The sequence below is a fragment of the Curtobacterium sp. ME12 genome, assembly GCF_903970855.1.
Classification (GTDB): domain Bacteria; phylum Actinomycetota; class Actinomycetes; order Actinomycetales; family Microbacteriaceae; genus Curtobacterium; species Curtobacterium poinsettiae_A.
The window spans coordinates 15,953-35,605 of record NZ_CAJCKD010000005.1; the positions used below are offsets into that span (position 1 = coordinate 15,953).

Below are 19,653 nucleotides of genomic sequence, written 5' to 3' on the forward strand. Positions count from 1 at the left end.
CCGACGGTCGCCGACCACTCGGCGCCGTCCCGACGGGGAGTCCTGACCGCTCCGGGCGTGGTCCGGGCTGCGTCAGCGACGCGGTGCGGCGTGGAACCAGGTGCCGAGGTGTTCGCCCGCCAGCGCGCGGTCGACCAGCGCCGTGTCGGTCACGAGCACCGCGGTGCCCGCCTCGGCCGCGAGCCGCGCGGCGGCGACCTTGGTCCCCGCTCCCCCGGTGCCGACGCCGGCGGTACCGATCGAGCCGAACGTGACCCCGGCCAGCTCGTCGCCGAACGGCACCACGTCGATGCGGGTCGCGCCGGGCTGCTCCGGGGGTGCCGTGTAGAGCGCCTCGACGTCGGAGAGCAGCACCAGGGCATCGGCCTCGAGCAACCGGGCCACCAGGGCCGCGAGCCGGTCGTTGTCGCCGAAACGGATCTCGTGCGTGGCGACCGTGTCGTTCTCGTTCACGATCGGGAGCACGCGCAGGGCGAGCAACCGGTCGATGGCGCGCTGGGCGTTCACCCGGTGCGTGGGGTTCTGCAGGTCGCCGGCGGTGAGCAGGATCTGCGCCGCGACGACACCGTGCCGGTCGAGTTCCTTCTGGTAGCGGAACATCAGGACGTTCTGCCCGGTGGCAGCCGCGGCCTGCTGCGTGGCGAGGTCGTCCGGCCGGCCCTCGAGCCCGAGGAACGGGAACCCGGTCGCGATCGCACCAGACGACACGAGCACGACCTCGGTCCCGCGGCCGTAGGCGGCGGCCAGGGCGTCCACCAGGGGGCCGATCTGGCCGGCGGCATCACCGCTGACCGAGGACGAGCCGACCTTGACCACGATCCGCCGCGCACGCGGGATGTCCTCGCGCCGGGTGACGGGTCCGAGGTCGGTGCGGGCGGTCGTGTCGGTCATGCCGCGGTCAGTCCTTCTGGTCGCTGGTCTCGACCTGGTCGCTCGTTCCGAGCTGGTCGCTGGTCACCACGTCGTCGTCCACCCAGAGCCCGGAGACGCGCTCCTGCTCGAGCTCGGCACGGGCGGCCGCCTTGGCGTCCATCCGCTCGAAGTACTCCTCGCGCCGCTCGTTGCGGGTCGGGCGCGAGGTCGCACCGATACGGGCGTCGGTCCCACGGGCGCTCGTGATGAGCTCCGCGGTCGACGTGAGCGTGGGCTCCCAGTCGAACACCATGCCGCCGTCGCCACCGATGACGACGGTCGAGCCGGCGACGGCTCCGGCCTTGAACAGGCCGTCCTCGACGCCGAGCTTCGCGAGCCGGTCGGCCAGGTAGCCGATCGCCTCTTCGTTGGTGAAGTCGGTCTGCTGGACCCAGCGCTCCGGCTTGGCGCCGCGGACGCGGTAGAAGCGGTGCTCCTCGCCGCCCTCGGCGCGCACGGTGAACGGCTTCTCGTTGACCGATCGGGGCCGGAGCACGATGCGCTCCGGCACGGGCTCGGCCGCACGGGCGGCGCGGGCCTGCTCGACGATGTCGGCCAGGGCGAACGTCAGCTCACGGAGCCCCTTGCGGGACGCCGTGGAGATCGGGAAGACGCGGTAGCCGCGGCCCTCGAGCTCCGCGGTAACGAACTCGGCGAGCTCCTGCGCCTCGGGCACGTCGATCTTGTTCAGGGCGATGAGCTGCGGGCGCTCGAGCAGCGGCACCTGGCCCTCGGGGACCGGGTAGCGCTCGAGTTCGCCGAGGATCACGTCGAGGTCGCTGATCGGGTCGCGGCCCGGATCGAGCGTGGCGCAGTCGATGACGTGCAGCAGCGCTTCGCACCGCTCGACGTGGCGCAGGAACTCGAGGCCCAGGCCCTTGCCCTCGGACGCACCCTCGATCAGACCGGGGACGTCGGCGACGGTGAACCGGGTGTCACCGGACTCGACGACGCCGAGATTCGGGGTGAGGGTCGTGAACGGGTAGTCCGCGATCTTCGGCTTGGCGGCGGAGACGGCCGCGATCAGCGAGGACTTGCCGGCGCTCGGGAACCCGACGAGCGCCACGTCGGCGATGGTCTTCAGCTCGAGGCTGATGTCCCCCGCCCAGCCCTCGGTGCCGAGCAGCGCGAAGCCGGGGGCCTTGCGCTTCGTGGTGGAGAGCGCCGCGTTGCCGAGGCCGCCCTGTCCACCGGGGGCCACGACGACGCGCATGCCGGGCTCGGTGAGGTCGGCGATGACCTCGCCGGACTCGTCGTACACCACGGTGCCGACGGGCATCGGGAGCTCGAGGACCTCGCCGCTGACACCGCTGCGGTGGTCACCCATGCCGGGCTGCCCGTTCTTCGACGAGCGGTGCGGGGAACGGTGGTAGCCGAGGAGCGTCGTCACCTGCGGGTCGGCCACGAGCACGATGTCGCCGCCGTCACCGCCGTTGCCGCCGTCGGGCCCGGCGAGGGGCTTGAACTTCTCACGGCGGACCGACACGCAGCCGTTGCCGCCGTGCCCCGCGCTGAGGTGCAGGGTCACGCGGTCGACGAAGGTCGCCATGGGTCCACTCCAGGTGTTTCGTTGTGCCGACGGGATCGTCGGCGGGAAAAGCGAAGGAGGGGCGGGCACTCGGCCCGCCCCTCCAGCTGCAGTCGTTCGAACGACTACGCGTTGACGATGTTGATGACCTTGCGGCCACCCTTGGTGCCGAACTCGACCGAACCGGACGAGAGGGCGAACAGCGTGTCGTCGCCACCGCGGCCGACGTTGGCGCCCGGGTGGAAGTGCGTGCCGCGCTGGCGGACGATGATCTCGCCGGCGTTGACGACCTCGCCACCGAAGCGCTTCACGCCGAGGCGCTGTGCGTTCGAGTCACGACCGTTGCGAGTGGAACTCGCACCCTTCTTGTGTGCCATGAGTTGACTCCCTTACGCGATCTTGGTGATCTTGACGCGGGTCAGCTCAGCGCGGAAACCCTGGCGCTTCTTGTACCCGGTCTTGTTCTTGAACTTCTGGATGATGACCTTGGGACCACGGAGGTCGTCGAGCACCTCGGCGGTGACGGTCACGTTCGCGAGCTCGGAAGCCGCCGACGTGATCTTGTCACCGTCCACGAGGAGCACGGGGGCGAGGTCGATGTTGCCCTTGTCGTCCGCCTTGGCACGGTCGATGGTCAGGATGGTGCCGACCTCGACCTTCTCCTGACGGCCGCCGGCGCGCACTACTGCGTAAACCACGTGGAAATCCTTACGTAACTCTGCTTGAGGGAAGTCTCGGGTGCCCACTTCTGCACGAGCGGCTCCCGGAAGGCCGGGCCCGATCGGCGACGCAGGCAGAACGGCCCGCTGACACCAGGGACCGAGAATACTCGATCACCCTGGGTCCGGTCAAACGGCGACACCCGTACCATTGCACGGTGACCGTGTTGATCGACCCACCGACGTGGCCCGCCCACGACACACTGTGGTCGCACCTCGTCAGTGATGAATCCTACGCGGAACTCCACGCGTTCGCCGCGCGGGCCGGTGTGCCGCGGCGTGCGTTCGACCACGACCACTACGACGTCCCGCTCGCGCGGTACGACGAACTCGTGGCAGCCGGTGCCTCGGCCGTGACCGGTCGCGAGCTCGTGCTGCGGTTGATCCGCAGTGGGCTGCGCGTGGCGCAGCGCGACAAGCGCGGCCTCTGAGCGCGCGTCCGCACGGCCGGGAGGCCCGGTGCGGGTCCGCCCCGCCCGGCGCCTCGCACGGTGCACCGCCGGCTCGCAGGGCCGCGCGAACGGTGCGAGGTTCCGGGTTCGGTGCGACGCGGAGACCGGCGCACCGAGTACGGAACCCCGCACGGCTCGAAGGGGGCGGCGGTGACGCGGCGGGGCGTCGCACCGTGCGAGGGGCCGCGAACGGGCTCAGCGGGGCGCTGGACCGCCCCAGGGGTTCGCCGGAGGCTGCTGCTGGTCTGGGCGCGGCCCGGCGCCGTACTGCCCGCCGTACTGGCCGTGGGGGTCGGGCTGCACACGCCCCTGCCCGTACGGTGCCGGCGGCTGCTGCGGTGCCTGCGGCTGGATCGTCGACGGCGGGACCGCGTCGGCGGGTCGGACGGTACCCGGCATCCCCGGAGTCGTCGACGTGCCTCGTCCGCGGCGCGGTCGACCGAGCCAGAGCCATGCGGCCGTGGCCGTCGCCAGGAGCATCACGGTGAACGGCAGGCCGTTCTGCAGCGGTCGCGTGAGCACGTCGATGACGAGCTGGGAACCGCCGGCGGTGGCCGCTCCGAACGAGCCGGTGAAGACCCCGACGAGCATCAGGGCGACCGTGCCCGCGGCGCCCGCGAGGACGACCCGGAGCAGGAGCCTCGGCAGCGGGCTGCGGCGGTCGATCGGCGTCAGGAACGCCAGGGCCAGGAACGCGCCCACGTAGTACGGGAACGGCGCCACGAAGACCCCGGTCGTGAAGCCACCGAGCAGGCTCGTGCCGGCGCCGTAGTGCCGGAACGGACTGACCACGAGCGAGGTGCCGAGCAAGCCGAAGAGCCCGGACACGAACTCGACGAGCACCAGGGCCACCACGGCGATGAGCGCACCGGCCGTGTTCGTCACCGAGGCGCCGGGCGCAAAGGCCCCACGCGGGTCGGCGGGAGCGCGGGGCGGCCGCGGCGGGGCGTACGGCGCGCCGGCACCGGGCTGACGCCCGTACTGCGGCACACCGCCCTCCTGCGGCGGCACCGGCCCGCCGGGCTGCTGGGCACCCGGGCCGGGCGGTGCGGGCTGGGACCAGCCCGCACCGTAGTACCCACGCTGCTGCTGCGGGTCGCCCGGGTTCGTCACGTCAGTTCCCCAGGATCACTGCGCCGTCAGAGCCGTCGGCGGCGTCGGTCGACTCCTCCGTCGGCGTGGCGGGAGCGCTGATGCTCGGCGACGAGACCCGGCGGGAGCGCGAGCGCCCCTGTCCGGGCTGCTTCGGCTCCGGGAGCGCCTGGAGCACCGAGTCGAGCAGGGACTCGGCGTCCGGGGCGACCGCGCGGGGCTCGCGCTGGGGCGCCGCGGCGATCGGGATGTCCAGGATCGCCACGGTGTTGTCGGTCGGCGTCACGGTGGCGCTCGAGCTCACGCGACGGCGGGCCGGGGCCTTCGCCTTCGGTGCGGCCGTGGGCTCGGTGACGGCCGGAGCAGCACCCTCCGGCGCGCGCACCTCGGCCTCGACGGTCACGGCGGGCTCGGCGGTGACCGGCGACTCCGGCGCATCGGGCTGCTCGGCGGCAGGTGCCTGCGCCGCATCGGTGGTTCGGGCGTCGGCAGCGGCCTGCTGGTCGCCGCTCTGCTGGTCAGCCCCGCGGCCACCACGGCCACGGCGACGGCGCTTCGAACCGGTCGGCTGCTCGCCACCCGTGCCGTCCGTTCCGGTCGACGCGTCGGCCGACGCAGGTGCCGTGGCCTCCGTCGCGGTCGTCGCGGCGGCTGCCGCCTCCTGCTCGTCGTGCGACAGGGTCGAGGCGGCGATCCGCGACAGCGCGTTCTTCACGTCGTCGGTGATCTGGTGCGCCTGGCTGGTCGCGCCGTTCGACGACCCCGACGACCCCGAGTTGCCGTTGCCGTTGCCGTTGCCGTTGCCGTTGCCGCCGGACCGGCCGTTCTCGTTGCCGTTCCCGCCACGGCCCTTGCGACGACCCTTGCTCGGGCCCGGGTCGGCGTTGTTGTCGTTGATCTTGGCGTTGACCTCGTCGAGGGACTCGCGCAGACCGACACCGATCTTCTTGCGGGTCATCTGCACGAGGCCGAGCGAGGTGATCTCGGCGACCTGGTGCTTCGTGCGGTCACGGCTCAGGCACTCCACCAGACGGCGGAGCACGAGGTCGCGGTTCTCCTCGAGCACCATGTCGATGAAGTCGACGACGATGATGCCGCCGATGTCCCGCAGGCGGAGCTGCCGGACGATCTCCTCGGCGGCCTCGAGGTTGTTCTTCGTGACGGTCTCCTCGAGGTTGCCGCCGGAGCCGACGAACTTGCCCGTGTTGACGTCGACGACCGTCATGGCCTCGGTCCGGTCGATGACGAGCGAACCACCGGAGGGCAGCCAGACCTTGCGGTCGAGCGCCTTGTCGATCTGCTCGTTGAGGCGGAACTCCTCGAAGGAGTCGGGGCCCTCGTACCGGACGACGCGGTCCTTGAGGTCCGGGGCGACGGCCGACAGGTACTCGTCGATGGTGCCGCCGGCGGCCTCGCCGTCGATGATCAGCTTCGTGAAGTCCTCGTTGAAGACGTCGCGGACGATCTTGATGAGCAGGTCGGGCTCGGAGTGCAGCATCACCGGGGCGTGACCACCGGCGACCTTCTTCTGGATGGCCTCCCACTGGCTGGTCAGGCGCTGCACGTCGCGGGTGAGCTGCTCCTCGGTCGCGCCCTCGGCAGCCGTGCGCACGATGACGCCCGCGTGCTCCGGCAGGACCTCCTTCAGGATCTTCTTCAGTCGGGCACGCTCGGTGTCCGGCAGCTTGCGCGAGATCCCGTTCATCGAGCCGTTCGGCACGTAGACCAGGTAGCGACCCGGCAGGGAGATCTGGCTGGTGAGGCGGGCGCCCTTGTGGCCGACCGGGTCCTTCGTGACCTGCACGAGGACCTTGTCGCCCGGCTTGAGCGCTGCTTCGATGCGGCGACCGTGGTTGCCGGTCTCGACGGAGTTCCAGTCGACCTCACCGGCGTAGAGCACGGCGTTCCGGCCACGACCGATGTCGACGAACGCGGCCTCCATCGAGGGCAGGACGTTCTGCACCTTGCCGAGGTAGACGTTGCCGATGAGCGACACGTTCTCGGACTTGGTGATGTAGTGCTCGGCGAGGATGCCGTCCTCGAGCACGCCGATCTCGATCGTCGACGAGCTGGAGCGGACGATCATCTGGCGGTCGACGCTCTCGCGGCGGGCGAGGAACTCGTCCTCGCTGACGACCTGGCGGCGGCGTCCGGCGTCGCGGCCGTCACGACGGCGCTGCTTCTTCGCCTCGAGCCGGGTCGAGCCCTTGATGCGCTGCGGCTCGGTGATGAGCTCCGGCTCGCGGCGGCGCGGCTCCTGGTGGTCGCGCGGCTCGCGGGCCTCGCGGTCGGCGCTCGAACCACGGCGACGCGAGCGACGGCGTGAGCCGCCCTGGTCGTCGCGGTCGTCGCGATCGCGATCGAAACGGTCCTCGCGGTCGTAGCGGTCGTCCTCGTCACGATCACGGTCGCGGTCGAACCGGGGCGCGCGCTGCGGCAGCTCCGGCAGCACCGGCGCGTGGAAGATCAGGCTGAGCGTGCTCGTGGCCTTCGGCACGAACGGCTCGTCGGCGGGCGCGGCGTCGTCGCTCGCCTCGGCCGTCGGTGCGGCGTCGGCCGGACGGGAGGCGCGGCCCGCGTCCGCCCCGTCGGTCGCGCTGCCCGACCGGTCGCCCGTCACGACCGGCAGGTCACCGGTCAGCGTGCTCACGTCGTGCGGCTCGGCACCGCTGTCGGCGACGGCTTCGACCGCGACGGAGACCGCCCCTGTGTCGGTCGGCTCGACGGGCGACGCCGGCGAGGCCGGGGAGTCGGGCGAGTCCGGCGAGTCCGGCGATCCGGGAGAGTCCGGCGAACCGGCCGACGCGACGCTGGCCGCGGGACGGGCGTCAGCGCCGCCCGTCAGCGCGAGGGTCTCGTCGGCGTGGGGTGCCTGCTCGGCGCTCCCACGGGCCTCCTGGCCGGACGACCGGGCGCGGCGACCGCCGAACAGGCGGCTCCGGCGCTTCGGCGCGTTCTCGTCGTTGGTCGTGTTGTCGTTGTTCTGCTCCACCATGGACTGGTGCACTCCTCGGCCCCACTCGCACCCCTTCGGGTGGCGGGAATTCTGTGTCGTGGCGGGCGGCGTCGACGCCCCCGCGCTCGCTGTCTCGTGATCGGTCCGCGTCAACTTCTCGTTGCGTCCGCGCCCGTTCCGGTCCGGGCACCCGGCCCGGTCCGGCTCGGCGTCGGAGTGACGCTGCCCGACCACAGTGCGCTCTCACCGCACCGGATCGTCCGGGTTCGGCCCGGTGGGGCGTCACTCGGAAAGCTCTCTTCGGTGTGCGGTTGGCCGCACGACCTCCAGGCATTATCGCATGCCGCACCCGGAAAGCACCGGAACCCGCATGCGATGATGACCGCGTGACCGCGTCCGCACCTGCCCCCCGTCGTCCGATCGCGATGGCGGTCTTCCTGCTCGTCACCGGGATCGTCGGCCTGTTCGGCTCGTTCCGGCTCGTCCTCGACGAGTTCACGAAGTACGAGAACCCGAAGGCCGTCCTCAGCTGTGACGTGAACCCGTTCATCAACTGCTCCGACGTGATGGCCAGCTGGCAGGGGCACCTGTTCGGCTTCCCGAACCCGCTGCTCGGCGTCATGGGGTTCGTCGCCCCGATCGCCGTCGCGGTGCTGCTGCTCGCCGGGTTCCGGAACGGTTCGCGCTGGTTCTGGATCACGTTCAACACCGGTGTCTTCCTGGCGTGGGTGTTCGTGACCTGGCTGTTCACGCAGACCGTCTTCGTCATCGGCGCCCTGTGCCCGTGGTGCATGCTCGTGTGGTCGATGACCATCCCGATGTTCTGGGTGTTCACGATCTGGAACATGGCGCAGGGTCGCTTCGGCGCCGGGGCGCAGCGCGTCGGGCGGTCGCTCCTGCCCTTCAGCTGGGCGTTCGCGCTGGCGAACTACCTGGTCATCATCGTCACGATCATCATCAAGTTCCCCGCGGTCCTCACCAGCTTCTGAGCCGCGCCCGCTGCCCCTACGCTCGGGATCGATGAGCGAGATCGAGAGCAGCAGCGCGCGCCGGCTGGCCGCGCGGGAACGCGCGCGAGCGGCACGGGCGGCGGAGCAGTCGCGCCGACGCCGCCGTCGCACACTCGGCATCAGCGGGATCATCGTCGGCGGCCTCGCGGTGGTCGCGGTGGTCGTCCTGGTGATCGCGAACTCCGTGCAGCCCGCCGGGCCGGGTCCGCGGAACGCGGCGAGCGACGGCGTCCTGCTCACCGGGGTGCACGGCAGGATCGTGCCCGTCGAGACGAGGGCGGTGCCCGACGGCGGGACGCCGACGCCCACCGAGCAGGACAGCTCGAAGACCGCGATCACGATCTACGCGGACTACATGTGCCCGTACTGCAACCAGTTCGAGACGGCCCAGATGCCTCGGATCCGGCAGTGGGTCGAGGACGGCACCGCGACCCTCGAGCTGCACCCGCTCGGGCTGCTCGACCGCGTGTCGCTCGGATCGCGGTACTCGACCCGCTCCGCCGCGGCTGCCGCGTGCGTCGCGGACCACGACCCGGATGCGTTCCTGGCGTTCAACACCTCGCTCTACGAACACCAGCCGTCGGAGAGCACGCGCGGACTCACGAACGACGAGCTGGCGTCCCTGGCGCGCGAAGCCGGAGCGACGGACCCGGCCGTGCCACCGTGCATCACCGGGCAGGACTTCGCCGGGTGGGTCGCCGACGCCACGAACCGGGCGATGAACGACCCGGTGCCGAACTCGTCGCTCGACGGGATCACGAGCACGCCGACGATCATCGTCGACGGCGAGCAGTACAACGCGGACGGCGCTGCGTCCCTCGCCGACGTCGACGCGTTCGCGGCGTTCGTCCGGGAGCACAGCCGGGCGTTCTAGCCTTCTCCGCTCAGGACGAACGGCCCCCGCTCCCGGATGGGAGCGAGGGCCGTCGGTCGTCGGTCGTTCGGGGAGTGCTACTTCGCCGCGGCGTCGATCGCGGTGATGACGGTGCTCAGGTCGTCCAGGCGCTTGCCGTCGACGACGATCGTCGGCGTGCCGAAGCCCTGCGCGCCCGCGAGCGCCTCGTTCGTGGTGACGGCCTGCGTGGACTTCGTCACCCAGCCCTTGAACTGCTCGGTGGACAGGCACTCGGACAGGTCCGAACCGGTCGCGCCACCTGCCTTGACGAGCTTCGCGATCTCGGAGTTGGTCAGGCCCTTCGTGCCCTCGGCCGGCTGGTTCTCGAAGAACTGCGTCTGCACGTCGAGGAACTTGTCCGGTGCGTAGTTCGCCACGCACATGGCGGCGTTCGCGGCACGGCTGGCGTAGCGGGAGCCCGCGTAGCTGCGGTCGAGGATCGACACCGGCTGGATCGCCAGGGTCGCGTCGCCCGACTTCACCTTGTCGAGGATCTGGTCGGAGTAGGCCGCCTCGAACTGCTTGCAGACCGGGCAGGCCCAGTCGACGTACTCGGTGACCGTCACGGCGCCGTCGCTGTTCGCCGTCGGGACCGGCGAGGCCGAGCCCGTCGCGGAGACGGCCGGCGTCGTCACCGGGGTGACCTCGCCGTCCTGGCCGGTGAACTGGATCGCACCGGTGGCCATGTTCTTCGGCCCCGCTGCGGACACCACGGGCGCGTTGTTCACGTTCACCACGACGATCGCGATGATCGCGGCGATCGCCACGATGCCCAGGCCGATGCCGCCCTGCAGGAACCACTTGTTGCGGCGCTTGCGACGCTTCTCGGCGTCGGCGCGCTGCCGTGCGACCTCTCGGGCGTGCTGACGACGCTCGTTCTTGGTGGGTCGGTCGTTGTTCGTCACGTCGTCCCCGTCGCTCAGGCGAACCAGAGCGCGAGCTCGCGCGCGGCCGACTCGGGGCTGTCCGAACCGTGGACCAGGTTCTGCTGCACCTTGAGGCCCCAGTCGCGGCCGAGGTCACCACGGATGGTGCCGGGTGCGGCCGAGGTCGGGTCGGTGGTGCCGGCGAGCGAGCGGAAGCCCGCGATCGCACCGTTGCCCGCGACGCGCACGGCGACGACGGGACCGGACTGCATGAACTCGACGAGCGGCTCGAAGAACGGCTTGCCCTGGTGCTCGTCGTAGTGCGCGTCGAGCAGGTCGCGCGGCGCGGTGAGCATCTTCAGGTCGACGAGCTCGTAGCCCTTCGCCTCGATCCGGCGGAGGATCTCACCGGTCAGCTGGCGGGCGACGCCGTCGGGCTTGACGAGGACGAGGGTCTCTTCGAAGTCGGACACGCAGTACTCCCTGTGTTCGGGGTCGAATGTGGTGGTCAGTCCTCGCCCATGGCCGCTCGGCGCGCGGCGTTCTGACGGTCCAGTTGACCGCCCTTGACGAAGCAGAAGACCCACAGCGCCAGGAACACCACGGCGACCGCGAACATGAACGGTTCGATGAACCCGGTGGCGAGGATGGCCGCCTGCAGCAGCCACCCGAACCATACACCGGCTCGGTTGCCCGTCAGACGTGAGGCAGCTGCGAGGACGATGATCGCGCCGATGCCGCCGCCGAAGGCCGCGGCGGGCGGCAGCGTGCCCTTGCCGAAGACGACGAGCATGGGGAAGAAGAACATGATCGACTCGAGCACCAGCGTGATCGACAGCAGGCTCTCCTGCGCCCCGCGTTCGCGGCGCGGCTTGCGGGTGCGCGGTGCGCGGCCCGGCCGGGAGGCTCCCCCTGCGTCCGTCACTTCGCCTCGCCTTCGCGGTGCACGAGGTCCATGACCGCGCCCACCATCACGATGGAGCCCGCGACGAGCACGAGGGCGTCCTCGGCGTCCGCCTCGTCGGCCAGGCTGCGCGCTTCCTGCAGTGCGGACGCCAAGGAGGGCTCGACGACGACGCGGTCCTCGCCGACCTCGTCGACGACGACCCGGGCGAACTCGTCCGCGTCGAGCGCACGCTCCCCCGGCGGCTGCGTCACGACGAACGTGGCGACGGTGTCCTTGAGCGCGCGGACGAACCCTCGTGCGTCCTTGTCACCGAGGATCCCGACGACGCCGACGACGTGCTCGGACGGGAACGCGACCGGCAGCGCCTCGGCCAGGGCCTTCGCCCCGTGCGGGTTGTGCGCGGCGTCGACGACGACGGTCGGGTCGGTCGCGATGGGCTGCAGGCGACCGGGGCTGGTCGTGCCGGCGATGCCCTCGGACAGGACGTCCTCGTCGAGGGCCTGGGCCCCGCGACCGAGGAACGACTCGACCGCCGCGATCGCCACGGCGGCGTTGTCGGCCTGGTGCCGGCCGAACAGCGGCAGGAACAGGTCGTCGTAGCGGCCGGCGATGCCCTGCACGGTGACGAGCTGTCCACCCACGGCCGGGGTGACGTCGACGACGCTGAAGCCCGTGCCCTCGACGGCCAGGGTGGACTCGGTGAGCTCGGCGGCACGCTCGAGTTCGGCGAGGGCCTCGGGGACCTGGCGGCTCGACACCACGGCGGACGACGGCTTGACGATGCCCGACTTGGTGCGGGCGATCTCGGCCACCGTGGCACCGAGCTGCTTCGCGTGGTCGATGGCGATCGGCGTGAACACCGACACCTGGCTCTGCACGACGTTGGTGGAGTCCCACTCGCCGCCCATGCCGACCTCGATCACGGCGACGTCCACCGGCGCCTCGGCGAAGCACGCCAGAGCCAGCACGGTGAGCGCCTCGAAGAAGGTCAGCGGCAGTTCGCCCTTGTCGGCGAGCTCACGGTCGGTGATCTCGAGCACCGGTGCGATGTCGTCCCAGTTCTCGACGAACCGGTCCGCCGCGATCGGCTGGCCGTCGACCACGATGCGCTCCCGGATCGACACCAGGTGCGGGCTCGTCATCAGGCCGGTGCGCAGCCCGTGGGCCCGGACGATGCTCTCGATGGTGCGCGCGGTCGACGTCTTGCCGTTCGTCCCCGTGATGTGGATCACCGGGTACGCCAGGTGCGGGTCGCCGAGCAGCTCGACGGCACGGCGGGTGGCGGTCAGTCGGCGCTCCGGGGCCTGTTCGCCGATGCGGGCGTACAGGGCGGCCTCGACGCGGCGGACCTCGTCGTCGTCGCCGCCGTAGGGCACGGCGTCGGTCGGAGCGTCGCCGGAGGGGCCGACCGGGATCCGGATGCCGTCCTCGTCGCGTCCATCGAACTCGTCGTGTCCGACGAACTCCTCGTTCGCCTCGTGGTCGTCGTACTGGCCGTCGTCACTCATGCGCGTGCTACCTCCACGGATACCTTCGCACCGTCACCGACGTCGGTGGTGGCGTCGTCCGCCCCGAGGGGCACGATCTCGACGCTCGTCGCCAGGGTCTCCCCGGCGATGAGCTCCTGGTGCGCGCGGACCGCACCGTCGGCCGTGTCGTCCACCCGGAGGGTCAGGGCGATGCGGTCGCTGACGTCGAGGTCGGCGTCGCGGCGCGCCTGCTGGACGGCGCGGACGACGTCACGGGCGAGCCCCTCGGCCTCGAGCTCGGGCGTCGTCACGGTGTCGAGCACCACGAAACCGCCCTCGTCGAGGAACGCCACGGCCACCGAGGCGTCGGCCACGGTGAGGTCGAGCGAGTACTCGCCCTCGATCAGGTCGACGCCACCGACGGTCACGCCGGACTCGGTCGCGGTCCAGTCGCCCTTCTTGGCGGCCGGGATCACCTGCTGCACCTGCTTGCCGATGCGGGGGCCGGCGACGCGGGCGTTCACGGTGAGCTTCCGCTCGATGCCGTACTGCGCCAGCGATTCCTCGGCCTGGGCCTCGAGCACCACGCGCTTGACGTTGAGCTCGTCGCGCAGGATGTCGGCGAACGGTTCGACCGCGGCCGGGTCCGGTACCACCAGGGTCAGCGTGGCGAGGGGCAGGCGGACGCGCTTGCCGGTGGCCTTGCGGAGCGCCAGCCCCTTCGAGGCGACGTCGCGCACGCGGTCCATCGCGTCGACGAGAGCGTCGTCGGCGGGGAACTCGTCGGGGTCCGGGAAGTCCGTCAGGTGGACGCTGCGCCCGCCGGTCAGGCCCTTCCAGATCTCCTCGGTGACGAGCGGCGCGAGCGGTGCGGCGACCCGGGTCAGGGTCTCGAGCACGGTGTACAGCGTGTCGAACGCCGCACGGGTCTCGGCTCCGGCGTCCGCGTCGGCCCCGGTCCAGAACTTGTCACGCGAGCGGCGGACGTACCAGTTCGTGAGCACGTCGGCGAAGTCGCGGACGGCCTGGGCCGCGAGCGGGGTGTCGAGCGCGTCGAGGTGCGTCCGGACGTCGGTGACGAGGACCCGGGTCTTCGCGAGCAGGTACCGGTCGAGCACGTCGGTCGAGTCGGTCCGGCGCTGGGCCCGGTACCCGTCGGGACCCGAGGCGTTCGCGTACAGGGTGAAGAAGTAGTACGTCGACCACAGTGGCAGCATGAACTCGCGGACGCCCTGGCGGATGCCCTCTTCGGTGACGACGAGGTTGCCGCCGCGGATCACCGACGACGACATCAGGAACCAGCGCATGGCGTCGGCACCGTCGCGGTCGAAGACCTCGGAGACGTCCGGGTAGTTCCGGAGCGACTTCGACATCTTCTGGCCGTCCGAGCCGAGGACGATGCCGTGGCTGATGACGTTCTGGAACGCCGGCCGGTCGAACAGCGCGGTGGAGAGCACGTGCATGACGTAGAACCAGCCGCGTGTCTGCCCGATGTACTCGACGATGAAGTCGGCCGGGCTGTGCGACTCGAACCACGCAGCGTTCTCGAACGGGTAGTGCACCTGGGCGTACGGCATCGAGCCGGAGTCGAACCACACGTCGAACACGTCGGTGATCCGGCGCATCGTCGACCCGCCCGTGGGATCGTCGGGGTTCGGCCGCGTCAGGTCGTCGATGAACGGCCGGTGCAGGTCCACTTCGCCCTCGGCGTTCACCGGCAGGCGACCGAAGTCGCGCTCGATGTCGGCGAGCGAGCCGTACACGTCGGTGCGCGGGTACTCGGGGTCGTCGGACTGCCACACCGGGATCGGCGTGCCGAAGTAGCGGTTGCGCGAGACCGACCAGTCGATGGCGTTGCCGACCCACTTGCCGAACTGGCCGTCCTTGACGTTGTCCGGCACCCAGTTGATGTCCTGGTTGAGCTGGCCCATGCGGTCGCGGAGCTCGGTGACCCGGACGAACCACGACGACACGGCCTTGTAGATGAGGGGCTTCCGGCACCGCCAGCAGTGCGGGTAGCTGTGCTCGTAGGACGCCTGGCGGAGCAGCCGCCCGGCGTCGCGGACAGCCTTGGTCAGCGGCTTGTTCGCGTCCGACCAGAGCATGCCGGCGACCTCGCCGAACTGCGACGTGAAGACGCCACCCTCGTCGAGGGACAGCACGACGGGGATGCCGGCTGCGGCGCAGACCTCCTGGTCGTCGGCACCGTAGGCCGGAGCCTGGTGCACGACGCCGGTGCCCTCACCGGTCTCGACGTACTCGGCGACCAGGACGCGCCACGCGTTCTCGTAGCCTTCCTGGTCGGCCAGGAAGTCGAACAGGCGCTCGTACTCGACGCCGTCGAGCTCGGCGCCCGTGAGCGTGCGCGCGACGGCGGCGAGCGCCTCGTCACCCGAGGCGTAGCCGAGCTCCTTCGCGTGCGCGGCCACGGTGTCGGACGCGAGGAGGTACGAGGCGGAACCCGCTTCGCCACCGTCGGCCGCGCCTCCAGGCCCTGCCGGGACGACCGCGTACGCGATGTCCGGGCCGACCGCGAGGGCGGCGTTCGTCGGGAGGGTCCAGGGAGTCGTCGTCCAGGCGAGCGCACGCACACCGGTCAGGTCGAGCGCGGAAGCGCGGTCGCCGTGCAGCGGGAACGAGACGGTGACCGACTGGTCCTGGCGCATCTTGTAGACGTCGTCGTCCATGCGGAGCTCGTGGTTGGACAGCGGCGTCTGGTCGTTCCAGCAGTACGGCAGGACCCGGAAGCCCTCGTACGCCAGGCCCTTGTCCCAGAGCTGCTTCCACGCCCAGAGCACGCTCTCCATGAAGGTGACGTCGAGGGTCTTGTAGTCGTCCTCGAAGTCGACCCAGCGCGCCTGACGGGTGACGTACTCCTGCCACTCGTCGGTGTACTGCAGCACGGACTGCTTCGCAGCGGCGTTGAAGACGTCGATGCCCATGGCGTCGATCTCGTGCTTCTCGGTGATGCCGAGCTGGCGCATCGCCTCGAGCTCGGCGGGCAGGCCGTGGGTGTCCCAGCCGAAGCGGCGGTGCACCTGCTTGCCGCGCATGGTCTGGTAGCGCGGGAAGACGTCCTTGGCGTACCCGGTCAGCAGGTGCCCGTAGTGCGGCAGGCCGTTGGCGAAGGGCGGACCGTCGTAGAAGGTCCACTCCGGGCAGCCCTGCCGCGCGTCGATCGACGCCTGGAACGTGTCGTCGCGCTTCCAGAAGGCGAGGATGCCCCGCTCGACGGCGGGGAAGCTCGGCGAGGGGACGACGCCATCGGCATCGGCGTTCAACGGGTACGGCACCGGGACTCCTTGTGGGTTCGCTCGATCTCCACGAGGACGAAAGCAGGTTCCGCGGTACCACCTCGTTTGCCGCCCAACGTGCGCTGTGCGACCACTCTGTGTCGGGGTGGTGACGGTCCCGAACCCGCCCGGTTCTACTGACGGAGGCGCTGGTGCGCTCCGCGTTCTTCCGGAAGCTCCCCGGTGATGGCCGGATCGATGCTCTTGGAACACGACTTTACCGGACGGGAGCATGCTTGAGTGATGCCCGCAGAAGAACGCCCCGAGTCACTCGTCACCGTCCTGATCGCGTTCGGGGCGAACCTGCTCGTCGCGATCGCGAAGACGATCGCCTCGCTCGTCTCGGGGTCCGCCTCGATGGTGGCCGAGGCGGCGCACTCCTGGGCGGACACCGGAAACGAGGTGTTCCTGCTCGTCGCCGAACGACGGGGCGGCAAGGAGCGGGACACCGCGCACCCGCTCGGGTACGGGCGCGAGACCTACATCTGGTCGATGTTCGCCGCGTTCGGCCTGTTCACGGCCGGCGCCATCGTGTCGATCTCCCACGGCATCTCGGAGTTCGGGGACACCGGGCCGGCCGAGGACGTCGTGCTCAACTACGTCGTGCTCGGGGTCGCGTTCCTGCTCGAGGGCACGAGCTTCCTGCAGGCCTACCGGCAGGCACACGGTGCCGCGACGAAGCGCAAGGTCCCGGTGCTGCGGCACGTGCTGCAGTCGTCGAACCCGACGCTCCGTGCGGTGTTCGCCGAGGACGCGGCGGCGCTGATCGGCCTGGTCGTGGCGTTCCTCGGGGTGTTCCTGCACCAGGTCACCGGGCTGGCGGTGTTCGACGCGCTCGGCTCCATCGCGATCGGCGTGCTGCTCGGGGTCGTCGCGATCGTCCTGATCGACCGCAACCGCCGGTTCCTGCTCGGCGAGAGCACGTCCCCCGAGCTCGAGAACGCGGTGCTCGTCGAGCTGCTCGGCCGGTCGCAGGTCGAGCGGGTCACCTACCTGCACCTGGAGTTCGTGGGGCCGTCGCGGGTGTACCTGGTCGCTGCCGTCGACCTGACCGGCAACGAGACCGAGGAGCACGTGGCGGTGCGGTTGCGTGACGTGGAGAAGTCGCTCGAGGACAGCCCGTACATCGAGGAGGCCGTCCTCACCCTGAGCTACCCGGGCGACGAGTCGCTGGTGCCGACCGACGGCGACGTGCCCGAGGTCGTGCGGGACGGCACCGTGGAGGACGTGGCGTCCGGCGGTGCGGGAACCCTGCGCACGGAGTGAGCGTGCGGGGATCCCGCGCACCGCGTGAGCGTCAGCGGGCGTCGAGGCCCGCGACCACCGGGGCGAGCGCCGCTGCGACGTACTCGACGAGCGCACGCCGGCCGACGCCGTCGGTGACCCACACCCCGAACGCCGCGGCGGCGGCCCCGAGCATCGCGCCGGACACCGTCTGCGGCCAGAGCGCGCGCGGCTGGTCCCCCGTGCGACCCGCGACGAAGGCGGCGACGGCCTCGTGCTGTGCCGTCACCCGGACGGCGACACCGGCCACCAGCTCGGGTCCGATGCCCATCACCTCGGCCTGCGCGACGGCCCACGGCACCCGCTCGGGGTCGTGCGCACGAGCGGCGGCGAGGAGCGCCTGCTCGACCGCCCGGACTGCGCTCGGCTCGGTCGACGCGGCGAGGTACCCGGGCAGCCCGGCGACGGCGGCGTCGAGTTCGAGCCACATCACGTCGGCCTTCGCCGGGAAGTAGTTGAAGAACGTCGCGCGGCTGACCCCGGCGCGGGCAGCGATCTGGTCGACCGTGGTGCGTCCGTACCCCTGCTCGAGGAAGAGCTCGGCGGCGGCGTCCGCGAGCACCTCGGCGCTCGAGCGTCGGGGTCTGCCACCGCGGCGGATCGGTTCGTCCATGGGTCCCAGTTAACCGCTAGACTCGTTCCGCCATGATCTTGGACTCAGTACAGAAAACCCTCGCCGCAGCCGCGGGTGCCTCGGCGGTCCTGCTCGTCCTGGCGGCCTGCAGCGGACCGGGCACGAGCACCGGGAGCAGCACCCCGGTCGCGGGCGGCACGCTCACCTACGCCTCCGGCGACGCCGAACCGACCTGCCTCGACCCGCACGTCGGCGGCAACTTCCCGCAGGCGCTCCTGGCGACGCAGTACATCGAGGAGCTCGTCGGCCTCGAGGACGGCAAGCCCACGCCGGAACTCGCGACGAAGTGGACCACGAGCGACGACGGGAAGACCCTGACGTTCACCCTGCGTGACGACGTCTCCTTCACCGACGGCACCCCGTTCGACGCAGCCGCGGTCGTGGCGAACATCGAGCACGTGCAGGACCCGGCCACCGCTTCGAGCACCGGCTACCTGGCGCTGCAGTCCATCACGAAGGCGACCGCCACCGACGAGCACACCGTCACGCTGACACTGAGCCGGCCGGACAGCGCGCTGCTCGAGTCCTTCTCGCAGCCCTGGGTGGGCATGGAGTCCCCGAAGGCGCTCGAGCGCGAGCAGGCGACGAACTGCGAGTCCCCCGTCGGCACAGGCCCCTTCGAGGTCACCGGCTGGAAGCACGGCGACCGCGTCACGCTGACGAAGAACACCGGGTACTGGGGGAAGACGAAGCCGCGCCTGTCCGGCATCACGTGGCGGTTCCTGCCGGACTCGACCTCGCGCTACGCCGCGCTGCAGTCCGGCCAGGTCGACGTGATCGACAACGCCCAGCCCGACCAGCTCGAGGCCGCGTCGGCGAAGGGCGCGATCCGCGACCTCGACGCGCCGCGCCCCGGCGCCTCGAACCGGCTCGAGCTGAACTCCGGCCACGGGGTGTTCCGCGACGAGGCGGTGCGCCAGGCCTTCATCGCCGGTGCCGAGATCGACCCCGGCCTGCAGTCGCTCTTCCTGGGTACCGCGGAGCGCTCGTACTCGGTGCTGTCGAGCGCCGAGCCGCTCGCGTACTCCGAGAAGAGCCGGTTCACCTACTCCCCCACCAAGGCGAAGCAGCTCCTGGACGACGCCGGGTGGAAGGTCGGGTCCGACGGCATCCGCGAGAAGGACGGCAAGCAGCTCACCGTGACCTTCCCCGTCTCGACGAACCAGTCGGTGCCGGCCGAGCGCAGCCTGTTCCAGCAGATCCAGGCGTCCGAGAAGGCCGTCGGGTTCAAGGTGGTGCTCGACGAACTCGACCTCTCCAGCTGGTACGCCGCACTGGCCGCGAACGAGTACGACGTCGTGAGCGCCCCGTACACGAAGGTGGGCCCCGACGTCCTGCGCATCCTGTACGACAGCGCGAGCATCGAACCGGCACCGTCCGGCTACTTCGCGAACCTGGCCCAGCTCGACGACCCCGCCGTCGACCGGCTGCTCGAGCAGGCCGCCCGCACCTCGGACGCCGACGAGCGCGCCGACCTGTACGAGCAGGCGCAGAAAGCGATCCTGGCGAGCGACACCGTGCTCCCCCTGTACGACCAGCAGAACCACTTCCTGGTGCGCTCAGCCGTGCACGGCATCCGGACGACCCCGGTCTCGACGCCCTGGTTCGGCACCGCCTGGATCGACCGCTGACCCGG

The 19,653-nt window shown here is 71.0% G+C and carries 17 protein-coding genes; 5 read left to right on the top strand and 12 right to left on the bottom strand.

Features of this window, described 5'->3' with window-relative positions:
- Positions 1-72: 72 nt before the first annotated feature.
- From proB to rplU, 4 genes are all read right to left on the bottom strand, one after another.
- Positions 73-891: a glutamate 5-kinase gene (proB, locus tag H7A73_RS04235; protein WP_259362697.1), complete on the bottom strand. Its 819-nt coding sequence runs from the start codon at positions 889-891 to the stop codon at positions 73-75.
- A gap of 7 nt (positions 892-898) precedes the next feature.
- Positions 899-2,461: a GTPase ObgE gene (obgE, locus tag H7A73_RS04240; RefSeq protein ID WP_182064819.1), complete on the bottom strand. Its 1,563-nt coding sequence runs from the start codon at positions 2,459-2,461 to the stop codon at positions 899-901.
- Positions 2,462-2,565: 104 nt separating this feature from the next.
- Positions 2,566-2,817, bottom strand: coding sequence for a 50S ribosomal protein L27 (gene rpmA, locus H7A73_RS04245; RefSeq protein WP_017885976.1), 252 nt, complete (start codon positions 2,815-2,817; stop codon positions 2,566-2,568).
- 12 nt (positions 2,818-2,829) lie between these two features.
- Positions 2,830-3,138, bottom strand: coding sequence for a 50S ribosomal protein L21 (rplU, locus tag H7A73_RS04250; protein ID WP_027464715.1), 309 nt, complete (start codon positions 3,136-3,138; stop codon positions 2,830-2,832).
- Positions 3,139-3,317: 179 nt separating this feature from the next.
- On the opposite strand from rplU, the gene H7A73_RS04255 reads away from it, so the two are divergent.
- The gene (locus H7A73_RS04255; RefSeq protein WP_110859229.1) at positions 3,318-3,590 is read left to right on the top strand and encodes a DUF4031 domain-containing protein; all 273 of its coding nucleotides are present in this window, start codon (positions 3,318-3,320) and stop codon (positions 3,588-3,590) included.
- Between the two features lie 216 nt (positions 3,591-3,806).
- On the opposite strand, the gene H7A73_RS04260 is transcribed toward H7A73_RS04255, so the two are convergent.
- Both H7A73_RS04260 and H7A73_RS04265 read right to left on the bottom strand, forming a co-directional pair.
- Positions 3,807-4,724, bottom strand: a complete 918-nt coding sequence (locus tag H7A73_RS04260) for a hypothetical protein (RefSeq protein ID WP_182064820.1) — start codon at positions 4,722-4,724, stop codon at positions 3,807-3,809.
- 1 nt (position 4,725) lies between these two features.
- Positions 4,726-7,698, bottom strand: coding sequence for an Rne/Rng family ribonuclease (locus H7A73_RS04265; RefSeq protein ID WP_182064821.1), 2,973 nt, complete (start codon positions 7,696-7,698; stop codon positions 4,726-4,728).
- 347 nt (positions 7,699-8,045) lie between these two features.
- Between H7A73_RS04265 and H7A73_RS04270 the strand changes: the two genes are divergently transcribed.
- Entirely contained in the window at positions 8,046-8,648 is a 603-nt protein-coding gene (locus tag H7A73_RS04270) for a vitamin K epoxide reductase family protein (protein WP_259362699.1), read from the top strand.
- Positions 8,649-8,679: 31 nt separating this feature from the next.
- Positions 8,680-9,543 carry a DsbA family protein gene (locus H7A73_RS04275; protein WP_182064822.1) on the top strand — a complete coding sequence of 288 codons (864 nt, stop codon included), beginning with the start codon at positions 8,680-8,682 and terminating at the stop codon, positions 9,541-9,543.
- A gap of 77 nt (positions 9,544-9,620) precedes the next feature.
- Here the strand turns inward: H7A73_RS04275 and H7A73_RS04280 are convergent, their stop codons facing one another.
- The 5 genes from H7A73_RS04280 to ileS are packed head-to-tail and all read right to left on the bottom strand — an operon-like array spanning position 9,621 to position 16,099.
- Positions 9,621-10,469, bottom strand: a complete 849-nt coding sequence (locus H7A73_RS04280) for a DsbA family protein (protein WP_182064823.1) — start codon at positions 10,467-10,469, stop codon at positions 9,621-9,623.
- Positions 10,470-10,483: 14 nt separating this feature from the next.
- Positions 10,484-10,903 carry a nucleoside-diphosphate kinase gene (ndk, locus tag H7A73_RS04285; RefSeq protein ID WP_182064824.1) on the bottom strand — a complete coding sequence of 140 codons (420 nt, stop codon included), beginning with the start codon at positions 10,901-10,903 and terminating at the stop codon, positions 10,484-10,486.
- 35 nt (positions 10,904-10,938) lie between these two features.
- Positions 10,939-11,355: a DUF4233 domain-containing protein gene (locus H7A73_RS04290; protein ID WP_182064825.1), complete on the bottom strand. Its 417-nt coding sequence runs from the start codon at positions 11,353-11,355 to the stop codon at positions 10,939-10,941.
- Positions 11,352-12,845 carry a bifunctional folylpolyglutamate synthase/dihydrofolate synthase gene (locus tag H7A73_RS04295; protein WP_182064826.1) on the bottom strand — a complete coding sequence of 498 codons (1,494 nt, stop codon included), beginning with the start codon at positions 12,843-12,845 and terminating at the stop codon, positions 11,352-11,354. Before H7A73_RS04295 ends, H7A73_RS04290 begins: the two co-directional genes overlap by 4 nt.
- On the bottom strand, positions 12,842-16,099 hold the full coding sequence (gene ileS / locus H7A73_RS04300) for an isoleucine--tRNA ligase (RefSeq protein ID WP_182064827.1): 3,258 nt from the start codon (positions 16,097-16,099) through the stop codon (positions 12,842-12,844). The genes H7A73_RS04295 and ileS overlap by 4 nt, the downstream gene beginning before the upstream one ends.
- 243 nt (positions 16,100-16,342) lie before the next feature.
- Between ileS and H7A73_RS04305 the strand changes: the two genes are divergently transcribed.
- The gene (locus tag H7A73_RS04305) at positions 16,343-17,365 is read left to right on the top strand and encodes a cation diffusion facilitator family transporter (RefSeq protein ID WP_182064828.1); all 1,023 of its coding nucleotides are present in this window, start codon (positions 16,343-16,345) and stop codon (positions 17,363-17,365) included.
- A gap of 31 nt (positions 17,366-17,396) precedes the next feature.
- Here the strand turns inward: H7A73_RS04305 and H7A73_RS04310 are convergent, their stop codons facing one another.
- Entirely contained in the window at positions 17,397-17,996 is a 600-nt protein-coding gene (locus H7A73_RS04310) for a TetR family transcriptional regulator (protein ID WP_182064829.1), read from the bottom strand.
- Positions 17,997-18,028: 32 nt separating this feature from the next.
- On the opposite strand from H7A73_RS04310, the gene H7A73_RS04315 reads away from it, so the two are divergent.
- The gene (locus H7A73_RS04315; RefSeq protein WP_182064830.1) at positions 18,029-19,648 is read left to right on the top strand and encodes an ABC transporter substrate-binding protein; all 1,620 of its coding nucleotides are present in this window, start codon (positions 18,029-18,031) and stop codon (positions 19,646-19,648) included.
- The last annotated feature ends 5 nt before the right edge of the window (positions 19,649-19,653 follow it).